Genomic DNA, 18,551 nt, shown 5'->3' on the forward strand with positions numbered 1-18,551 from the left:
CGGCGGCGGCAAGCGCTCTCCTCCGCTAAGGCCGCGGCTTTCAGTGTTTCATCCGTATCTACTCGAGTCAACAACTCCGGCAACAGGATGGCAATTGGCCACAAAAGTGGCAAGGTACTCTCTTGCCACCGGCAATCTACTCGTGTAGATTGCTGGGCAGGTTGTTACACACATCACACTCAGGAAGGGTCGACGATGACCACCCTTACCAGGAATCTTCGTTCGCGGGAGCACGGCCTGACGCGGACACTGCTGCACCGGACCCCGCTGCACAGGACCCGGCGCAGCGACCTCAGAATCGCCCTCTTCTTCATCGCACCGGCACTGATCGGGTTCTTCTTCTTTTACTTGTTCCCCACCATCCGCGGCATCTACCTCAGCTTCACGGAGTACAACATTCTCGGCGATCCGGAATGGGTCGGCGTGGAGAATTACCAGGCAATCGCCAAGGATCCCCTGTTCTGGAACTCGCTCGCCGTCACCGGGCAGTACGTCTTCCTGAACATCGCGCTTCAGACGGCCCTCGCCCTCGGCCTGGCCCTGCTAATGCACCAGGTGGCGAAGTCCACGCTTATCCGCGGCGCCCTGCTCCTGCCGTACCTGATGTCGAACATCATCGCCGCACTTCTGTGGTTCTGGATGCTGGACTACCAGATCGGTGTCGTCAACCAGTTCATCGAGTGGAGCGGGCTGTCCCGGATTGCGTTCTTCGGCAGCGAGGAATGGGCCATCCCCACCCAGGCGCTGATCAACACCTGGCGGCACATGGGCTACACCGCCCTGCTGATCTTCGCCGGCCTGCAGGCCATTCCAGGCCATGTCTACGAGGTGGCAAAACTGGACGGCGCCTCCGCATGGCAGACCTTCCGCAAGATCACCGTCCCGCTCCTGCGCCCCGTCCTGGTGCTGGTCCTGGTGGTCACCGTCATCGGTTCCTTCCAGGTTTTCGACACCGTCGCCGTAACCACAGGCGGCGGCCCGGTCAACGCCACCCGCGTGATCCAGTACTACATCTACCAGCGCGCGTTCACCGAGTCGGACTTCGGCTACGGCTCGGCCATCGCCGTCATTCTCTTCCTCATCCTCGCCCTCGTGGCCTTCATCCAGATGAAGTTCCTCAAGGGCAACGAGTCGGACCTGGACTAAGGAGTCCTCCCATGACCACCACCGCAAGCCGCAGCCCACTGGCCAAGCCGGCCACCCGCCGTCGTACCTCAAGGCGCGGGCCGTTCAACGCACGCCGCGCCGGCGCCTGGGCGCTCGTGATCCTGGCCATCGCCGTCTCCGTCCTTCCCTTCCTGTGGGTCCTGCGGACGGCCCTGTCCACCAACACTGCGCTGGCCGCCAACGCCACCAGCCTGCTGCCGGCCGAATTCAGCTTCGGCGCCTTCATGCGGGTGTTCGGGCTGCAGACCCCGGCCGAAGCCGTCGCCGAGGGCGGGTCCGGCGCGCAGATCAACTTCTGGCTCTACCTGCGCAACTCCCTGCTCTTTTCCTCCATCACCACCGCCGGAGCCGTGTTCTTCAGCGCGATGGCCGCCTACGCCTTCGCCCGGCTCCGCTGGAAAGGCCGCAACGCAGTCTTCAGCCTGTTTTTGGGCACCATGCTGGTCCCGCCGATCTTCACGGCACTGCCCAACTTCCTGCTCATCAAGAACCTGGACCTGCTGAACACCATGCTCGGAATGGTCCTCCCGTACGTCTTCATGACCCCGTTCGCCATCTTCTTCCTCCGCCAGTTCTTCCTGAACATGTCCCGCGAGGTGGAGGAAGCAGCAATGCTCGACGGCGCCAAGCACCTTCGCATCTTTTTCCAGATCGTGCTGCCCAACGCCGCCGCCCCGATCGCCACGCTTGCGCTCCTCACCTTCATCGGCCAGTGGAACGAATACTTCTGGCCCCTGCTGGTCGGATCCCAGGATGATGTCCGCGTCCTGCAGGTGGGGCTCGGCGTCTTCAAATCCCAGTCACCGCAGGGCGCACCCGACTGGTCCGGCCTCATGGCAGCGACCCTCATCTCGGCGCTGCCCGTCCTCATTCTTTTCGCCGCCTTCGGCAAGAAGATCGTCAACTCCATCGGCTTCTCCGGCATCAAGTAATTCCCGCTCACCCCTCTATCCCGGCCCAGGCCATGGCGGCCTGCCCGAAAGCACCTCGAAAGGACCTCCCATGAAGAAAGCAACCGGCGCCCTTGCCGCTGCCGCGGCAGCAGTCCTCGCCTTGTCCGCCTGCGGAAGCGGCGGCTCGGCCGAATCCGCGAAGGGCGAGATCAGCTACTGGCTGTGGGACGCCAACCAGCTGCCCGCCTACCAGCAATGCGCTGACGACTTCACCAAGGCCAACCCGGACATCACCGTCAAGATCACCCAGCGGGGCTGGGACGACTACTGGAGCACCCTCACCAACGGCTTCGTGGGCGGCACCGCACCGGACGTCTTCACCAACCACCTGGGCCGGTACGGCGAGCTGGCCGAGAACAAGCAGCTGCTGGCCATCGACGACGCCGTGGAGAAGGACGGCATAGACCTCGCGGCCTACAACGAGGGCCTTGCGGACCTGTGGGTGGGCCAGGACGGCAAGCGTTACGGCCTGCCCAAGGACTGGGACACCATCGGCCTCTTCTACAACAAGGCCATGCTGGCTTCCGCCGGGATCTCCGAGGACCAGATGAAGGACCTCACCTGGAACCCCGAGGACGGCGGCACGTACGAGGACGTCATCGCCCACCTCACCGTGGACAAGAGCGGCAAGCGGGGCGACGAGGCCGGTTTCGACAAGAACAACGTTGCGGTCTACGGCCTGGGCCTGAACGGCGGCGGCGATTCCTCCGGCCAGACCGAGTGGAGCTACCTGACCAACACCACCGGCTGGTCCCACACGGACAAGAACCCGTGGGGCACCCGCTACAACTATGACGATCCCAAGTTCCAGGCCTCCATGGACTGGTTCGCCGGCCTCGCTGACAAGGGCTACATGCCCAAGCTGGAGACCACTGTCGGCGCGGCCATGGCTGACACGTTCGCTGCAGGCAAGTCCGCCATCAACGCCCACGGTTCGTGGATGATCGGCCAGTACACCGGCTACAAGGGCATCGAAGTGGGTATCGCCCCCACCCCCGTGGGCCCCGAAGGCGAGCGCGCCTCCATGTTCAATGGCCTGGCTGACTCCATCTGGGCAGGCACCAAGAAGAAGGACGCCTCCATCAAATGGGTCGAGTACCTGGCTTCCTCCGCCTGCCAGGACGTGGTGGCCTCCAAGGCCGTGGTGTTCCCGGCCCTGAAGGCCTCCTCCGACAAGGCTGCCGAGGCGTTCGCGGCCAAGGGCGTGGACGTCACCGCGTTCACCGAGCACGTCAAGAACAAGACCACGTTCCTGTACCCGATCACGGATAACACGGCGAAGGTCAAGGGCATCATGGAGCCGGCCATGGACGCCGTGGTGTCGGGCAAGGCCCCTGCCAGCTCCCTGACGGCGGCCAACGAGCAGGTCAACGCCCTCTTCAAGTAACACCACCCCAGACGTGGCTGCGTATGTGGTCGTAGCCACCCCCTGCCGGGTGCCGCCGTTCCTCCTCCCCCCCCCCCCGGCCCCCCTTACCTGAACTTTGACGGCGCCTTCGCAGGCGCCACAGTACGACGACGAAAGTGACTCCCCCCATGGATCCCCTGCACCTCCGTTCCGCCGGCACCAGCCTGCTGATCAGCTTCGACAGCGGGGAGGCCGAGGTCATCCACTGGGGCGCCGATCTCGGTGCCGACCTCCCCGACCTGGCCATCCTCACCGCTCCCGTCCCGCATTCGGCCATCGACGCCCGTGTCCCCGCCGGGCTCCTCCCCCAGGCGTCCTCCTCCTGGCGCGGCCGGCCCGGCCTGCGCGGCCACCGCATCACCGACGCCGGATCGGGGCTCGACTTCTCGTGCCGCCTGCGCACCACGTCCGTCACCGCGGAGGGCAACGCGGCCACGATCGTGCAGTCCGACGCCGACACGGGCGTCAGCGTCGCGTCCTCCCTGAGGCTTCACGACGGCGGCCTGCTGGAACTGCGCCACACCGTCACCAATGCGGGCACCACGCCCTTCCAGGTGGACGAACTGGCGACTGTCCTCCCGGTGGCGCCGGACGCCGTCGAACTTCTCGACCTTACCGGCCGCTGGTGCCGCGAACGGCACCCGCAGCGCCGGCCGATCCAGCAGGGCACCTGGGTGCGGACCGGGCGGCACGGCCGAACGGGCCACGACTCGTCCCTCCTCTTCGCCGCCGGCACCGCCGGCTTCGGCAACCGGCACGGCAAGGTCTGGGCCACGCACCTGGGCTGGAGCGGCAACCACGAGCAGTTTGCCGACACGATCGGCGACGGCCGCACCATGATCGGCGGCTCCGAACTCCTGGGCCCGGCCGAGGTCATCCTCCAGGCCGGCGGCAGCTACACCACCCCGTCCCTGTTCGCCGCCTACTCGGACCGCGGCCTGGACGGCATTACCGAGGCCTTCTACAGCTGGTTCCGGTCCCGCCCGCACCATGTCCTGCCCGCAGCCTCCACCGGTCATGCCTCCGGCAAGCGCCGCCCGGTGGTGCTGAACACCTGGGAGGCGGTGTACTTCGACCACAACCTGGACACCCTGATTGAGCTGGCCGACTCCGCCGCGGACCTGGGCGTGGAGCGCTTCGTGCTCGACGACGGCTGGTTCCGCGGCCGCCGCGACGACCACGCCGGACTGGGCGACTGGTACGTCGACGAGACCCTGTGGCCGAACGGGCTCACCCCGCTGATTGAGGCCGTCACCTCCCGCGGCATGGAGTTCGGGCTGTGGGTGGAACCGGAGATGGTCAACCTGGACTCGGACGTTGCCCGCGCGCATCCGGACTGGATCGTCGGCCCCTCCGCCGTGGCGCACAAGGATGGCGGCCGGCTGCCGCTCGAATGGCGTAACCAGCACGTCATCGACCTGGTGAACCCGGAGGCCTGGCAGTACATCTTCGACCGGATCTCAGCGCTGCTGGCCGGAAACAACATCAGCTACCTGAAGTGGGACCAGAACCGGGACCTGCTGGAACACGGCCACGCCGGGCGCGCGTCCGTCCATGCGCAGACCCTCGCCGCCTACCGGTTGTTCGACGAGCTCCGCAAGGCCCATCCCGGCGTCGAAATCGAAAGCTGCTCCTCCGGCGGCGCGCGCGTGGACCTGGGCATCCTGGAACGGACCGACCGGATCTGGGGCTCGGACTGCAACGATGCGCTGGAACGGCAGACCATCCAGCGCTGGACCGGCGCCGTGGTCCCGCCCGAGCTGGTGGGCAGCCACATCGGACCCACCACCTCGCACACAACCGCCCGCACCCACGACCTGTCTTTCCGCGCCATCACTGCGCTGTTCGGCCACTTCGGCATGGAATGGGACGTCCGCAGCGTGCAGGGAGCCGAGCGGGACGAGCTTCGCCGCGTGGTTGCGTTGTACAAGGAGCACCGCGACCTGATCCACAGCGGCCGCCGCGTTAACGCTGACCTCGCTGACGACTCGCTCCTGCTCCATGGCGTCGTGGCCGGTTCCGCGGGCGGCGCCGGGCAGGGCACGACGGCGGGCCTGTTCGCCCTGGTCAGCACTCGCACCGCCGCTGCCGAGGAACCCGGGCGCATCGGCCTACCCGGGCTCGAGGCAGACCGGACATACCGTGTCGAGGCCATCTTCCCCACGGAGGCTGACGCCGACTACGGCCACACCTATACCCAGACCCAACCGCCGGCCTGGCTGTCGGGCGGGGCTGTGGCCAACGGGCGGTTCCTTGCTGAGGTCGGGCTTCCCATGCCCATCCTCAACCCGGAGCACGCCCTGCTGATCAAAGTCACGGCCGCCTAGGTTCCTGGCCAGTCAAACTTCCTCAAAGGCCGCGCATTCTCCGGAAGTAAGAATGCGCGGCCTTTGGCGTCAGCCGATAGATTGGCAGGCATGACTGAAGCTTCCCCCGCTGCCAAGGCCGGCCGCGGCACCATCCTCGTAATCAACGGCCCCAACCTGAACCTCCTGGGCACCCGGGAGCCGGAGAAGTACGGCACCTCCACCCTCGCCGACGTGGAGCAGTTGGCCACCGCCGCGGGCGAAAAACACGGCTTCAGTGTCGAGTGCGTCCAGTCCAACCACGAAGGCGTCCTGCTGGACACCATCCATGCCGCCCGGGAGACAGCAGCAGGCATCGTCATCAACGCCGGCGCCTTCACACATACGTCCGTGGCACTCCGCGACGCCCTCGCCGCCGTGCAGCTTCCCGCCGTGGAAGTGCACATCACCAACGTGCACCAGCGCGAGGAGTTCCGCCACCACTCCTACCTGTCCCCGGTGTGCGCGGCGGTCATCGTCGGGGCAGGGGTTACCGGCTACAGGCTGGCCATCGACTACCTGGCCGAGTCCCTTTAACTACTTCTGGATGCACTGCCCGGAGGATACCGGCGCGCTGAGGGCCGGGGCCTGCGCGGCAACGGGGTTCAGGTCATCCATGGTGATGGCGAACCCCATCTCCGTGTCCGAGGTCGCTTTGGCGAAGATCACACCAGCCACCTGGCCTTCGGTGGTCAGGAGCGGCCCGCCGGAGTTGCCCGGCTGCACGTCACCGGCCAGCCGGTAAATCTCCTCCGGGGACGGGTTGCTGCCGTAGATGTCCGGCACCAGGACGGTGGCGATGTCCTGCACCGTAGCCGGCTTCGACTGGAAGGGGCCGCCATGCGGGTATCCGGCGAACGCGGCGGGGCTGCCGCCGGGAAGGTCGGTGCTGAGGGCCAGCGGCTGGGCGGGCAGGTCCTCGACGGCGAGTACGGCAAGGTCATGCCGGGTGTCGAAATAGACCACCCGGCCCTGCATCGCGCCGCCGTCGGGCAACTCCACCACCGGCTGTGACACTCCCGCGACGACGTGCGCATTGGTGACCACGCGGTCTTCGGAAACCACGAAGCCGGTGCCGGTCTGGTTCTGGCCGCACTCGTAGGCGGTGCCGGCGATCCGCAGCACCGACTGGGCAGCCCGGTTCAGCGCCGGAGTGTCCGTGCTGGCATTGGGAACCGGCACGGCAGGCCCCGGCCCCAGTCCCTCGATGAGGGTGGGGATCCCGTTGCCGATCACGGCGGAGCGCAGCTGCGCCATGGTCGCCTTGACGGGCGTGGGCGTCAGCCCGTCGATGAAGCGGATGACCTTGGACTCGGCCAGCTGCTGCGACACAATCGGGACACCCAGCGAGCTGATGCTGAAGGCCAGCATGGACATGACCAGCGCAGACACCACCACGCTCACGGCGCCGCCCACCAGCCGGTCCACCGCGCGCAGCGGCCGGATCCGCATAGCCCCGCGGATCTGCCGTCCCACCATGGTCCCCAGCCCATGCCCCAGGACCACAAGGACGACGGCGGCCGCGACGATGGCGGTCAGCCTCCACCCGGAGTCGGGGACAAAGCCGCTGACGAGGGGAACGGCGAAGAACGCGGCGATGGCGCCTGCAGCGAAACCAGCGATGCCGCCCGCCGTCACCAGGAACCCGTTCCGCAGACCGTAGACCAAGTAGGACACCAGCGCCAGGATCAGGATCAGGTCCAGGACAGTCAAGCCGACCACAAAGGGCTCCTTTTATACAGGTGAAACCTCATTCTAATGGCGGAGTCTGGTAACCATCTGAAGGCTCCGAAGGACCGTGCAGGCCCGTCATTCGGGCGTTTCGGCTGCCAAGTTCGTCACAGAACCTTGAAAATTCTGAAACAATGGCACAAGCGCCACAGCCGATACTTTTACTCAGGAGATTTTATGGACATCGAGGTACTGCGCCGAGCACCCCTTTTCGCCACGCTGGACGACGACGCTTTCCGCCTGCTGACGGACGAGCTCACCGAGGTTGACCTCTCCCGCGGCGCATCGGTGTTCCGCGAGGGTGACCAGGGTGACCAGCTCTACTTCATCGTCTCCGGCAAGGTAAAGCTGGGCCGCACCTCCCCCGACGGCCGCGAATCCCTCCTGGCCATCCTCGGCCCGGGCGAGCTGTTCGGTGAGATGGCCCTGTTCGACCCCAGCCCCCGCACCGCCACCGCCACCGCCGTGTCCGAGACCCGCCTGGCCGGCCTCAAGAACGAGAGCCTGAACAACCTCCTGCGCACCCGGCCCGAGGTGTCCGCCCAGCTGCTGCAGGCACTCGCGCGCCGCCTGCGCCGCACCAACGATTCCCTGTCCGACCTCGTTTTTTCCGACGTCCCGGGCCGCGTTGCGAAGGCCCTGCTGGACCTGGCCGACCGCTTCGGCCGCCCCGCCACGGATGGTGTCCTGGTTGCCCACGAACTCACGCAGGAAGAACTGGCCCAGCTGGTCGGCGCCTCGCGCGAAACCGTCAACAAGGCCCTGGCCGAGTTCGTCCAGCGCGGCTGGCTCCGCCTGGAAGCCCGCGCCGTGGTCATCCTGGACATGCAGCGCCTCCGCCAGCGCTCCCGGTAAATAGCCACAGGACAACTGAAAGGCCGCCCCACGGGGCGGCCTTTTTGTGTGGCTCCATCATCGCTGCAGGCCTACCTAAAGCCCCCTTCGGTCTCCCCTACTTCGCGCCTTTTCATTCCGCGGAATGGTGCCCGGACGTAAGATTTTCCCGCGGCGGAGATGCTGCAGCCGTCTCCGGGTCGCGTGCCAACGATGGTATGCACACCGCTACTGGCTGGGGACCAGCGGATTCATAACTGCAAATTCCAGTGCATTGAAAGAATCCCGATGTCAGTAAGAAGAGCTGGCCGGAAACGGCACTAACTATCTATGTTGCGGGACAGGAACGTTGCAGTTCGCCCGCCAGATTTGAACGGCGCAGCCAGGCAGAGTGCTGCGGCCTCGTAGCTTGGGGGCTTCGACGGCCTCCAAAGCGCACACGGACCGGTTTGTTCCGATCCCCGATCCTGTTTCTTCGCCTTGGGCGTTGATGTCCGGGGCGTCTGCAGAAAGTTCGAAAATGAAGCTATCTCTTCGCCGCGTCCTGGTTCTGTTCGCGGCATTCTTTGTGGCCCTGGCAACGGGCATGAGCGCGGCGCAGGCTGTAACGAATTTCAATAACGCTCCGCAGGGCGCGCACTACGCGAACGGCTATGGCGAGCCCACATGTGAGTTGAACGGCCTAACCGTCACCTGTACTGGCACCCAGATTGCGGGCGTCGGCAATACGAACGCGACCGTAACACTGGCGGTTACCAGCACGTTCACGGGCGTTTGCCACAACCCGGGCGTGAACAGCAAGGTCGTTGAGCCGTTCACAGAGTCCGAGACGACGACCACTTCAACAGTGATCACCTCCACCAAGAACGGCAGGCTGATCGTGCCGGCGCAAAGCGCGACCGGAACGAGCACCGCTGAATTCCTGGCGGATTTCAGTTGCCCGAACCCCAACTGGACCCCAGAGGTAACCGGCACCGCCATCAGCTACCAGTACTCCCTGACCTTTGCTGGCTTCAATGCTCCGGCCATCTTGATCACGGGCTAGTCACCACACCATGAGGTAGGAGATGTCACGGCCCCGGAGCACCGATTTGGGCTCCGGGGCCCACTTATGCCCAGCGGCATAGAGGCCGGCGGACGTAAAATTAACCCACGAGGTGCATGAGGATGTCCGTGGGTGTGGTTGTCCTGTTGATTGTGCTGGGCCTGGCGGCGCTGGCTGCCATCGCCGGAACAGTTGTGCTGGTCGTCCGTGACGGGCGCGGCGAGATCCCGGTGGAGCCTCCAGCCAAGCCGTGGACTGCAGGGACACTGCCCAGCGTCCCCTACTCCATGCTGCGGAAGGTTTAGCGTTCCCGCTGGGGGTCGCCGGGAGTGGTCTTCGCGGCTTCGACTTCCAGGAGCATCTTGCCGTCCTCCACCACCAGGCTGGGCTGGTAGACGTGGGCTTTGCGCTTGTAGCTCAGGTAGGCGATGCAGCCGTTGGCCGCTGCCATCTTCTCGAGCATGATCTCGGACCCTGGAACCAGGAGCTCACCGAGCGTGCGCCCCACGGTGTTTTCCTGCCCCACCTCTTCCCCGAGCACGGTGCTGTCCCGCTCCTCGATGACCTCGCGTGCGTTGACCCATCGGCCCCAGACACCCTTGCCTTCCAGCAGCGTGGGTTCCTGGCCGAGGGGCACGGTGGCGGCGAAGTAGCGGGTGTCGAACCTGCGGTGGGCAAAGTCGGGCGTACGCCAGTTCACCAGGGATTTCAACAGGTCGGTCCGGAGCAAGAGGCCCCGCTTGTCCAGGACCTGCGCGAGCGTTTTCTCCTGCTCTGCAACGGCAAGGCGGGCACGCATCCATTCTGCGGTGGACGTGGCTTCGACCGTGCTGGACATGTCGGGACCGGCGAGCAGCACGCCGGTTTCCTCGAAGAGTTCCCGGATGGCGCCCACCACATGCCGGCGCGCCAGCCCGACGTCGTCCGTTCCCATCTGCTCAGCCCAGTACTGCGGTGACGGGCCCAGCCAACCGATGGGATCGTCGTCGGCGGCGTCCAGCGAGCCGCCCGGGAACGCAAGAACCCCCAGCGGCGAGGAACCGGGCCGGTAGGCCAGCCACGTTTCCAGGCCGGTGGGGGAATCGCGCAGCAGAACCACGGACGAGGCGAACCTCGCGGCCCGCGGGGTCCGGTCGCCGTGTTCGAGCCAGCTCTGCGCTGCCCCTTCAAGATCCTGGGGCAGTGCAAAAAGTCGTCGGGCGAGCTGAGGCAAGGGAAGCGACCGGACCTAGCTGAATTCGGCGATCAGTTCGACTTCAACGGGAGAGTCGAGCGGAAGAACGGCAACGCCGACGGCGGAACGGGCGTGCTGCCCCGCGTCACCGAGGACACGGCCCAGCAGTTCGGACGCGCCGTTGATGACGGCGGGCTGTCCGGTGAAGGAGGGGTCGGAGGAGACGAAACCCACAACCTTGACGATGCGGGTGATCCGGTCCAGGTCCCCGATGACGCTCTTGACGGCGGCCAGGGCGTTCACAGCGCAGATGGCGGCGTAACGCTGCGCGTCCTCGGGGGAGATGGTGGGCTCGTCGGCGAAGCCCTCGGTCCCGGCCGACACCTTGCCCGTAGCTTCGAGTTTGCCGTTAATAAACGGCAGCTGTCCGGAGGTGTAAACGTGGTTCCCGGAGATCACAGCCGGGACGTAGGCGGCCACCGGCGCAGCGACCTGGGGCAGGGTGAGTCCAAGCTCGGCGAGGCGCTGCTCGACGGCGGAAACAGGTGCCTCGGCCGTGCCGGGGCGGGCTTCTGCGGGGGTGGTCATGCTACTGCTTCTCCCTCTTGAGGTAGGCAACGAGGCCGTTTCCATCGGGACCGGGGACTACCTGGACGAGTTCCCACCCGTCGTCTCCCCACTGGTCCAGGATCTGTTTTGTGGCGTGGATAATGAGCGGAATCGTCGCGTACTCCCATTTGGTCATGAGAGAAAGACTAGTCCTTGCCGGTAAAGTGGAAAACATGGCGACTCGTAAGAACCCCTTATTCGATACTGCCACCACCCTCGGAAAGATCCTAGTTTTCCTTGGCGTGAGTGCGATCTGCGGTGTCCTGGTGGCCGGCCTGCTGGTCCCGGCGGCCGCTGTTTCGGGCAGCGCGGCGAGCGGTTCCATCGAGTTCTTCGACACACTTCCGGCGGAGTTGAAGGTTGACCCGCCCAACCAGACCACCAGGATCCTGGCAGCGGACGGCAGCGAGATCGCCAGCGTCTACACCGAGAACCGCACCAAGGTCGCCCTGGACCAGATCTCGCCCTACGTCAAAGAGGCTGTCATCGCCGTCGAGGACAGCCGTTTTTATGAGCACGGCGGCGTGGACACCACCGGTATCCTCCGCGCCCTGGTGAGCACGGCCCGCGGCAACCGGCAGGGCGCCTCCACCATTACGCAGCAGTACGTGAACAACGTCCTCAACGCCAACCTCGCGGCCGAGGGCAACGAGGACCAGATCAAGCTCAACGGCGTCAACAAGGGCGTGGGCGACAAGCTCCGCGAAATGAAGCTCGCCATCGCCCTCGAAAAGGAGTTCAGCAAGGAACAGATCCTTGAGGGCTACCTGAACATCGTCTTCTTCAACCGTGACGCCTACGGCATTGAAGCCGCCTCCCGGTTCTTCTTCAGCACCAGCGCCAAGGACCTCACGCTCCCCCAGGCCGCCCTGCTCGCGGGCCTGGTGAACAGCCCGTCCGCGTTCGACCCCATCAACAACCCGGACAACGCCAAGCAGCGCCGGGACCTGGTGCTCGGTCTCATGCTGAACCAAAAGAAGATCACCCAGGAGGAACACGACGCTGCGGTGGCCACGCCGGTGGAGACGAAGGTGACCCAGCCGAAGCAGGGCTGTGCCTACGCCGCCAGCGCCCCGTACTTCTGTGATTACGTCCTGCACCTGCTGGAGAACAACCCGGCCTACGGTGCGGAGCTTGATCAGCGGAAGCGCCTGATCTACGGCGGCGGCCTGACCATCACCACCACACTTGACCCGAAGGCCCAGGCTGTAGCGCAGGAGCAGGTCAATGCTTCTGCGGGCGAAAACCCGGACAAGTGGGGCGCCGCTATGGTGTCCGTCCAGCCGAACTCCGGCAAGATCATTTCGATGGCGCAGAACACCACGTTCCTGCCGGGCCAGGGCTTCGATTCGCAGCTGAACTTCAACGTGGACCAGATGGACAAGAACGGCAGCGACCTCAACGGCATCGGTGGATTCCAGCCTGGCTCCACGATGAAGCCATTCACATTCGCCGAGTGGCTCAATGAGGGCAAGTCGATGAACACCGTGGTCAACTCGGCCCAGCGTGTGTACCCGCTGGGCTTCAACTGGCGCCACACCTGCGGCAAGGTCACCGGCGGCTACAGCACCGCGCAGAAGAACCAGGGACTCGGCACTGCTGACGACCTGCAGAACGCGGAGCCGCAGTGGTACCGCCCGCTGTCGGTACTTGAGGGCCTGTACAACTCCATCAACACGGTCACGTTTGCGTCGGCCGCCCAGCTGGACTTCTGCGGCATCCAGAAGGTGGTTGACGCCGTCGGACTCCACAGCGGCCTGCCGTCCGCGGACGGTTCCGAGCCAAACCCGAAGATCAACATGTCCCTGCTGGGCAACCTGCTCGGCTCCACGCAGACCTCCCCGCTGACCATGGCCAGCGCGTTCGCCACCTTCGCGAACGACGGCAAGTACTGCGAGGCCATCGCCATCACCTCAGTCACGGATGCGACGGGCAAGCAGTTGCCTGCGCAGTCCAGCAACTGCCGTGACGCCATCAAACCGGAAGTGGCACGCGGTGTGAATTATGCGCTGCAGGAAGTCCTGAACCGCGGCTCCGGCTCGCTGATCCAGCCCCGGATTTCCACCCGGACCAACTTCCCCATCGGCGCCAAGACCGGTACCTCCAACAACAACGGGTCCACCTGGGTTGTTGGCCACACCACCGGCCTGGCCACCGCCGCATGGTTTGGTGACGCGTTGGACGACCAGGGCCGACCCGGCCAGAACATCACCGTGAACGGCAAGTTCTACCAGGGCATCGACGGTTACATGATCGCCGGCCCGATGTTCTCCCGGTACATGGCGCAGATCGCCCCCGGCTACGGCACCGAGGCGTTCCCCGCACCGCCCAGCAACCTGCTGAACGGCGGCGGGGGGACCGCCACACGTACCCCGGCCACCACCGCCCCTCAGGCCACTCAAGCGCCGGCCCCGAGCGCTCCGGCCACCCAGCAGCCCGCACCCGCGCCCGAAGCGACCACCGGCGGCAACGGGAACAACAACGGCAACGGAAACGGCTAGCCTCGGATGGACCTGACCAACCTTGCAGGCCGCGCCCGAAGCATCGGGCGCGGCTTTGCCGTCACTGCCGGGGCGGGGGCGGCGGCCGGAGTGGCCGCCATCGGCTACGGGCTTTGGGAAAAGGACCAGTTCGTCCTCCGTGAGGAGACGCTGGAAATCCTGCCGGCCGGCCGCCGTCCGTTCCGCATCCTCCACATCAGCGATATCCACTTTGTCCCCGGGCAGCAGAAGAAAGCCGCCTGGCTCCGGTCACTGGCGGATTTGGAACCTGACCTGGTGGTGAACACCGGGGACAACCTCAGCCACGCGAAAGCCGTGGACCCGCTGTTGGCTGCGCTGCGCCCGCTGATGGAGTTCCCCGGCGTCTTTGTTCCCGGCTCCAACGACTACTTCGCGCCGAGTCCCAAAAACCCTGCGTCCTACCTGCTGGGCCCGTCACGGGTGAAACCCAAGCCCGTGGCGCTGGACTGGCCCCGGCTTCGCTCCGGGTTCGGAATGGCCGGCTGGATCGACCTGACCAACCGCCACCAGTCCGTGGTCCTCAATGGGATGCGTTTCGATTTCTCGGGCGTGGACGACCCGCACCTGAACCGTGAACGGTATGCCGGCTGGCCCCGCGGAACCACCAACCAGGACGCCAACGACCACCTGCGGGTCGCCGTGATCCATGCGCCCTACCAGCGGGTGCTGGACCACTTCACGGAGGACGGCGCGGACCTCCTGCTCGCCGGCCACACCCACGGCGGGCAGCTCTGCATCCCCGGCTACGGAGCGCTCGTCTCCAACTGCGACCTCCCCACCTGGCGGGCCAAGGGTTTGAACGACTGGTCCAGCAACGGCAGCACGACGCCGGTCAACGTCTCGGGCGGTATCGGCACCTCGCGCTTCGCCCCGGTCAGGATCGCCTGCAAACCGGAAGCGGTCCTGCTGACGCTGACTTCCCCCAGCTAGGGCAAGTGGATTACATAACGGTATAAATCAGCAAGCTTGCTTGCTGGGCCGCATCCCTGTGAATCGTCTCACCCCATGGCATAAGGTAGTTGCTACGGGAAACTACATTCGATTTAGAGCTTGAGAAGCGGGCATGGCCAGGCAAACTCCATTTTTTCGATCCATCAGCCGTCTCTATCCCCATGTCCGCCCCATCATCCCCCGGCTGCTGCTGGGGCTCCTTTGCGCGCTCATGGCCAGTGTTGTGGCCCTGGCCATCCCTCAGGTGCTCCGCGTCCTGGTCAATGAAGCACTGAGGCCTGGCGGCACCACGGATGCGGTCTGGATCTCCGCCGGGGTGATCCTGCTCCTGGGGGTGGCCGAAGCAGGCCTGGTGGCTCTCCGCCGCCAATTCGTCATCAACCCGGCCACCACGGTGGAGACCCGGATGCGGGTTTCCCTGTACGGGCACCTGCAGGACCTGGCCGTGTCCTTCCACGACCGGTGGGGCTCCGGGCAACTGCTCTCGCGTGCCATGACGGACCTGAACTTCCTGCGCCGCTGGATGGCATTCGGTGCCATCATGCTGGTGGTGACCACCCTGACGGTCATCATCGGCATTTCGGTGATGTTTGTGATGAGCTGGCAGCTGGCCCTCATCTTCCTCGCCGCAGCCGTCCCCATCATGGCGTACAGCTTCCGGTTCCGCACCCGCTTCAGCAAGGTTGCCCGCCGCAGCCAGGACCAGGCCGGGGACCTCGCCACCACCGTGGAGGAATCGGTCCATGGCATCCGGGTCCTGAAGGCGTTCGGCCGCAGCCGGGAGGCGCTGGAAAATTTCAACGAGCAGGCCGAGGAACTCCGCCAGACGGAAATCCAGAAGGCCCGCCACCAGGCGATGTTCACTATGGCGGTCACGCTCCTGCCCGAGCTCGCCCTGGGCGCCGGGCTCGTCGTCGGGATCATGCTGTGCGCCGGCGGGCAGCTGAGCATCGGTTCGCTGGTTGCCTTCTTCGCCACCGCAGCCGTCATCGCCTCCCCCGTGGAGTTCTCCGGGATGCTGCTGGCCATGGCACTGACCGCCAAGACCGCCGTCGACCGCCACTACGAGGTGATGGATACCCGCAACACCATCACCAGTCCGCCGCGGCCCCGGCGGCCCGACCCGCTGGCCGGCGCCCTCCGTTTCGCCAATGCGTCCTTCGCCTTTGTCGACGCCCCGGACAAGCCGATTCTGAAGGACATCAGCCTGGACATACGGCCCGGGGAAACCATGGCCCTGGTTGGTATCACGGGCAGCGGCAAGAGCGCCCTAATCCAGCTGGTTCCCCGCCTGTACGACGTCACGGACGGCGCCATCACCATTGATGGCATCGACCTGCGCGACTTCGATGTGGAGGAACTCCGCCGCATCGTTGGAGTGGCCTTCGAGGACACCACCCTGTTCTCCAGCTCCGTCCGGGACAACGTCCTGCTCGGCGCAAGGGACCGGACGGACGCCGTCCTCGACGAGGCCCTCGACGTGGCGCAGGCGCACTTCGCGTATTCGCTTCCGGAAGGCGTGGACACCCTGATTGGTGAGGAAGGGCTCAGCCTGTCCGGTGGCCAGCGGCAGCGGATCGCGCTGGCGAGGGCCATCGCGGCACGCCCCCGGATCCTGGTCCTGGATGACCCGCTGTCAGCGCTCGACGTCCATACCGAGGAACTCGTGGAAACCCGCCTGCGGGAAGTCCTCAGCGACACCACGACGCTGATCGTCGCCCACCGGCCCTCCACGGTGGCCCTTGCGGACCGGGTGGCGCTGCTCGAGGACGGCCGCATCACCGCTGTCGGGACCCACACCGAACTGCTGGCCGGCAACCACCACTACCGTTACGTCATTGCCAGCCTGGACCCGGAACCCCGCGACCTGGACTCCGAACTGTCAGCGCTTGAAGACCACGCCGAGGAAGTGACCCGATGAGCACTGCAACATTCGGCACGGCCAACGAAGACAACCCCCACCTCAGCAAAAGCGACAGCAGGGCAGTACGACGGCGGTCGCTCGCCTTGCTGCGCTCCCTCATCCGGCCCGTGCGGGTACGGTTCTGGCTGACCATCTCCATGGTCGTCCTCTCCCAGGCGGCGCGGGTGGCGGGACCGGCATTGATCGCCTTCGGCATCGACCACGCCCTTCCCGCACTGCGCGCCGGGGACAACCTCCCCCTGGTCCTCACCGGCGTCGCCTACCTGCTGGCCGCCGTCGCGACGGCGGGGCTCACGGCCCTGTACGTCACCTCCACCGCCAGGCTCAGCCAGTCCATGCTGCTGGACCTGCGGGTCCGGGTGTTCCGCCACACCCAGCGGCTCAGCCTCGAATTCCACGAAAAGTACACGTCCGGGCGCATCATCGCCCGGCAGACCTCGGACCTCGAGGCCCTCCGCGAGCTCCTCGATTCGGGGGTGAGCTCGCTGGCCTCGGGCCTGCTGTTCATGGTCTTCACCGCCGTCACGGTCTTCGCGCTGGACTGGCGCAGCGGGCTGCTGGTGCTTGCCGCCGGTGTGCCCATGTTTTTCCTGGCCCGCTGGTACCAGAAGCATTCACAGATCGCCTTCCGGGAATCCCGGGTCGTCTCTGCCCGGCTGATCGTGCACTTCGTGGAAACCATGACCGGCATCCGGGCCGTGAAGGCCTTCCGCAAGGAGCGCGAAAACGCGGAAACCTACGGCCAGCTGGCCGATGACTACCGCAAGGTGACCGTCCGCTCCATCAACCTCAACGGAATCTTCCAGCCCGGGCTGGTGCTGATCGGCAACGTCTGCGTAGCGGTGGTCCTGCTTTTTGGCGGGTTCCGCGTGCTGGCCGGCGACCTGGCCGTGGGTGTGCTGCTGGCCCTGATCCTGTCCACGAAGCGCTTCTTCCAGCCGGTGGACCAGATGGCGATGTTCTACAACTCCTTCCAGAACGCGCAGGCGGCCCTGGAGAAAGTTTCGGGACTTCTCGAAGAGGTCCCCACCGTCCGGCCACCCAAGAACCCCGTCCCCCTGCAGGAGGCCCGGGGCCGCATCGATTTCCGGGGCGTGGAATTCCGTTACGGTGACGGACCCGTGGTGGTCCCGACTTTGGACCTGCACATCCCTGCCGGGCAGACCGTGGCCCTGGTCGGACAGACGGGTGCCGGCAAGTCCACCCTGGCCAAGCTGATCGCACGCTTCTACGACGTGACAGCCGGTTCGCTCGCCCTTGACGGGGTCGACCTGCGGGACCTCAGCACCTCCGACCTGCGCCGGAACATCGTGATGGTCACCCAGGAGGCCTTCCTGTTCAGCGGTTCCGTGGCGGACAATATCGCCCTCGGCCGCCCTGAAGCCTCGCGGGCGGAAATCGAGGACGCGGCAAAGGCTGTGGGCGCTCACGACTTCATCCTGGAACTGCCGGAGGGCTACGACACCGACGTCAACAAGCGCGGCGGGCGGGTGTCCTCCGGCCAGCGCCAACTCATCAGCTTCGCCCGGGCTTTCCTGGCCCGGCCGGCGGTCTTGATCCTGGACGAGGCAACGTCATCCCTGGACATCCCCTCGGAACGGCTGGTCCAGAACGGCCTTGCCCGGCTGCTGGCCGGTACCGGCTCAGCCGGCCGGACGGCCCTGATCATCGCCCACCGCCTCTCTACCGTTGAGACCGCTGACCGGGTCCTGGTGGTCCAGGACGGCCGCATTGTGGAGGACGGCAGTCCTGCCGACCTCATCGGCGGCGGTGGACAGTTCGCGGACCTGCACGGCGCATGGAAGGAATCGCTGGTCTAAGCCGCCGTGGCCCGATCCCAAACCCGGGCCGATTTCACATCCAGACCAGGGATCGGCTATCCTTGTAA

16 protein-coding genes are annotated in these 18,551 nt (G+C 65.8%); 12 read left to right on the plus strand and 4 right to left on the minus strand.

Annotated elements, in window-relative coordinates; genetic code table 11:
* The first annotated feature begins 195 nt into the window (after positions 1–195).
* The 5 genes from ACYQ1Z_RS16565 (at position 196) to aroQ (ending at position 6,410) form a co-directional block, all read left to right on the plus strand.
* Positions 196–1,146: a carbohydrate ABC transporter permease gene (locus ACYQ1Z_RS16565; protein ID WP_459793641.1), complete on the plus strand. Its 951-nt coding sequence runs from the start codon at positions 196–198 to the stop codon at positions 1,144–1,146.
* Positions 1,147–1,157: 11 nt separating this feature from the next.
* The gene (locus ACYQ1Z_RS16570) at positions 1,158–2,099 is read left to right on the plus strand and encodes a carbohydrate ABC transporter permease (protein ID WP_459793642.1); all 942 of its coding nucleotides are present in this window, start codon (positions 1,158–1,160) and stop codon (positions 2,097–2,099) included.
* A gap of 70 nt (positions 2,100–2,169) precedes the next feature.
* Positions 2,170–3,507, plus strand: a complete 1,338-nt coding sequence (locus ACYQ1Z_RS16575) for an ABC transporter substrate-binding protein (RefSeq protein ID WP_459793643.1) — start codon at positions 2,170–2,172, stop codon at positions 3,505–3,507.
* A gap of 149 nt (positions 3,508–3,656) precedes the next feature.
* A complete protein-coding gene (locus ACYQ1Z_RS16580; RefSeq protein WP_459793644.1) occupies positions 3,657–5,855 on the plus strand; it encodes an alpha-galactosidase in 2,199 nt (732 codons plus the stop codon).
* A gap of 90 nt (positions 5,856–5,945) precedes the next feature.
* Positions 5,946–6,410, plus strand: a complete 465-nt coding sequence (gene aroQ / locus ACYQ1Z_RS16585; protein ID WP_459793645.1) for a type II 3-dehydroquinate dehydratase — start codon at positions 5,946–5,948, stop codon at positions 6,408–6,410.
* On the opposite strand, the gene ACYQ1Z_RS16590 is transcribed toward aroQ, so the two are convergent.
* On the minus strand, positions 6,411–7,595 hold the full coding sequence (locus tag ACYQ1Z_RS16590; RefSeq protein ID WP_459793646.1) for a MarP family serine protease: 1,185 nt from the start codon (positions 7,593–7,595) through the stop codon (positions 6,411–6,413).
* A 186-nt stretch (positions 7,596–7,781) separates the two neighbouring features.
* On the opposite strand from ACYQ1Z_RS16590, the gene ACYQ1Z_RS16595 reads away from it, so the two are divergent.
* From ACYQ1Z_RS16595 to ACYQ1Z_RS16605, 3 genes are all read left to right on the plus strand, one after another.
* Positions 7,782–8,459, plus strand: a complete 678-nt coding sequence (locus ACYQ1Z_RS16595) for a Crp/Fnr family transcriptional regulator (RefSeq protein ID WP_009359192.1) — start codon at positions 7,782–7,784, stop codon at positions 8,457–8,459.
* A gap of 499 nt (positions 8,460–8,958) precedes the next feature.
* Positions 8,959–9,483: a hypothetical protein gene (locus ACYQ1Z_RS16600; RefSeq protein ID WP_459793647.1), complete on the plus strand. Its 525-nt coding sequence runs from the start codon at positions 8,959–8,961 to the stop codon at positions 9,481–9,483.
* Between the two features lie 116 nt (positions 9,484–9,599).
* The gene (locus tag ACYQ1Z_RS16605) at positions 9,600–9,788 is read left to right on the plus strand and encodes a hypothetical protein (protein ID WP_459793648.1); all 189 of its coding nucleotides are present in this window, start codon (positions 9,600–9,602) and stop codon (positions 9,786–9,788) included.
* On the opposite strand, the gene ACYQ1Z_RS16610 is transcribed toward ACYQ1Z_RS16605, so the two are convergent.
* From ACYQ1Z_RS16610 to ACYQ1Z_RS16620, 3 genes are read right to left on the minus strand one after another with little or no spacing between them, the layout of a single operon-like run.
* Positions 9,785–10,696: an NUDIX hydrolase gene (locus ACYQ1Z_RS16610; protein ID WP_459793649.1), complete on the minus strand. Its 912-nt coding sequence runs from the start codon at positions 10,694–10,696 to the stop codon at positions 9,785–9,787. The two genes, ACYQ1Z_RS16605 and ACYQ1Z_RS16610, sit on opposite strands and share 4 nt — an antisense overlap.
* Before the next feature lie 15 nt (positions 10,697–10,711).
* Complete coding sequence (locus ACYQ1Z_RS16615) at positions 10,712–11,245, minus strand: RidA family protein (protein WP_459793650.1); 534 nt, start codon at positions 11,243–11,245, stop codon at positions 10,712–10,714.
* A gap of 1 nt (position 11,246) precedes the next feature.
* Positions 11,247–11,402 (minus strand): DUF4177 domain-containing protein, encoded by a 156-nt coding sequence (locus ACYQ1Z_RS16620; protein WP_003797879.1) that lies wholly within the window; start codon positions 11,400–11,402, stop codon positions 11,247–11,249.
* Positions 11,403–11,439: 37 nt separating this feature from the next.
* Between ACYQ1Z_RS16620 and ACYQ1Z_RS16625 the strand changes: the two genes are divergently transcribed.
* The 4 genes from ACYQ1Z_RS16625 to ACYQ1Z_RS16640 all read left to right on the plus strand — a co-directional run bounded on the left by ACYQ1Z_RS16625 (position 11,440) and on the right by ACYQ1Z_RS16640 (position 18,483).
* The gene (locus ACYQ1Z_RS16625; protein WP_459793651.1) at positions 11,440–13,767 is read left to right on the plus strand and encodes a transglycosylase domain-containing protein; all 2,328 of its coding nucleotides are present in this window, start codon (positions 11,440–11,442) and stop codon (positions 13,765–13,767) included.
* A 6-nt stretch (positions 13,768–13,773) separates the two neighbouring features.
* Positions 13,774–14,718, plus strand: a complete 945-nt coding sequence (locus ACYQ1Z_RS16630; RefSeq protein WP_459793652.1) for a metallophosphoesterase — start codon at positions 13,774–13,776, stop codon at positions 14,716–14,718.
* 133 nt (positions 14,719–14,851) lie between these two features.
* Entirely contained in the window at positions 14,852–16,660 is a 1,809-nt protein-coding gene (locus ACYQ1Z_RS16635) for an ABC transporter ATP-binding protein (RefSeq protein ID WP_459793653.1), read from the plus strand.
* Positions 16,657–18,483: an ABC transporter ATP-binding protein gene (locus tag ACYQ1Z_RS16640; protein ID WP_459793654.1), complete on the plus strand. Its 1,827-nt coding sequence runs from the start codon at positions 16,657–16,659 to the stop codon at positions 18,481–18,483. Before ACYQ1Z_RS16635 ends, ACYQ1Z_RS16640 begins: the two co-directional genes overlap by 4 nt.
* The last annotated feature ends 68 nt before the right edge of the window (positions 18,484–18,551 follow it).

The sequence above is a fragment of the Arthrobacter sp. AD-310 genome (assembly GCF_054656615.1).

Excerpts from the sequence above, each read along its gene's own strand:
- ACYQ1Z_RS16635 (WP_459793653.1), top strand. The coding sequence starts at position 14,852 with ATGGCCAGGCAAACTCCATTTTTTCGATCCATCAGCCGTCTCTATCCC.
- aroQ (WP_459793645.1), top strand. The coding sequence starts at position 5,946 with ATGACTGAAGCTTCCCCCGCTGCCAAGGCCGGCCGCGGCACCATCCTC.
- ACYQ1Z_RS16570 (WP_459793642.1), top strand. The coding sequence starts at position 1,158 with ATGACCACCACCGCAAGCCGCAGCCCACTGGCCAAGCCGGCCACCCGC.
- ACYQ1Z_RS16625 (WP_459793651.1), top strand. The coding sequence starts at position 11,440 with ATGGCGACTCGTAAGAACCCCTTATTCGATACTGCCACCACCCTCGGA.
- ACYQ1Z_RS16575 (WP_459793643.1), top strand. The coding sequence starts at position 2,170 with ATGAAGAAAGCAACCGGCGCCCTTGCCGCTGCCGCGGCAGCAGTCCTC.
- ACYQ1Z_RS16565 (WP_459793641.1), top strand. The coding sequence starts at position 196 with ATGACCACCCTTACCAGGAATCTTCGTTCGCGGGAGCACGGCCTGACG.
- ACYQ1Z_RS16595 (WP_009359192.1), top strand. The coding sequence starts at position 7,782 with ATGGACATCGAGGTACTGCGCCGAGCACCCCTTTTCGCCACGCTGGAC.
- ACYQ1Z_RS16640 (WP_459793654.1), top strand. The coding sequence starts at position 16,657 with ATGAGCACTGCAACATTCGGCACGGCCAACGAAGACAACCCCCACCTC.
- ACYQ1Z_RS16600 (WP_459793647.1), top strand. The coding sequence starts at position 8,959 with ATGAAGCTATCTCTTCGCCGCGTCCTGGTTCTGTTCGCGGCATTCTTT.
- ACYQ1Z_RS16630 (WP_459793652.1), top strand. The coding sequence starts at position 13,774 with ATGGACCTGACCAACCTTGCAGGCCGCGCCCGAAGCATCGGGCGCGGC.
- ACYQ1Z_RS16620 (WP_003797879.1), bottom strand. The coding sequence starts at position 11,402 with ATGACCAAATGGGAGTACGCGACGATTCCGCTCATTATCCACGCCACA.
- ACYQ1Z_RS16580 (WP_459793644.1), top strand. The coding sequence starts at position 3,657 with ATGGATCCCCTGCACCTCCGTTCCGCCGGCACCAGCCTGCTGATCAGC.
- ACYQ1Z_RS16615 (WP_459793650.1), bottom strand. The coding sequence starts at position 11,245 with ATGACCACCCCCGCAGAAGCCCGCCCCGGCACGGCCGAGGCACCTGTT.
- ACYQ1Z_RS16605 (WP_459793648.1), top strand. The coding sequence starts at position 9,600 with ATGAGGATGTCCGTGGGTGTGGTTGTCCTGTTGATTGTGCTGGGCCTG.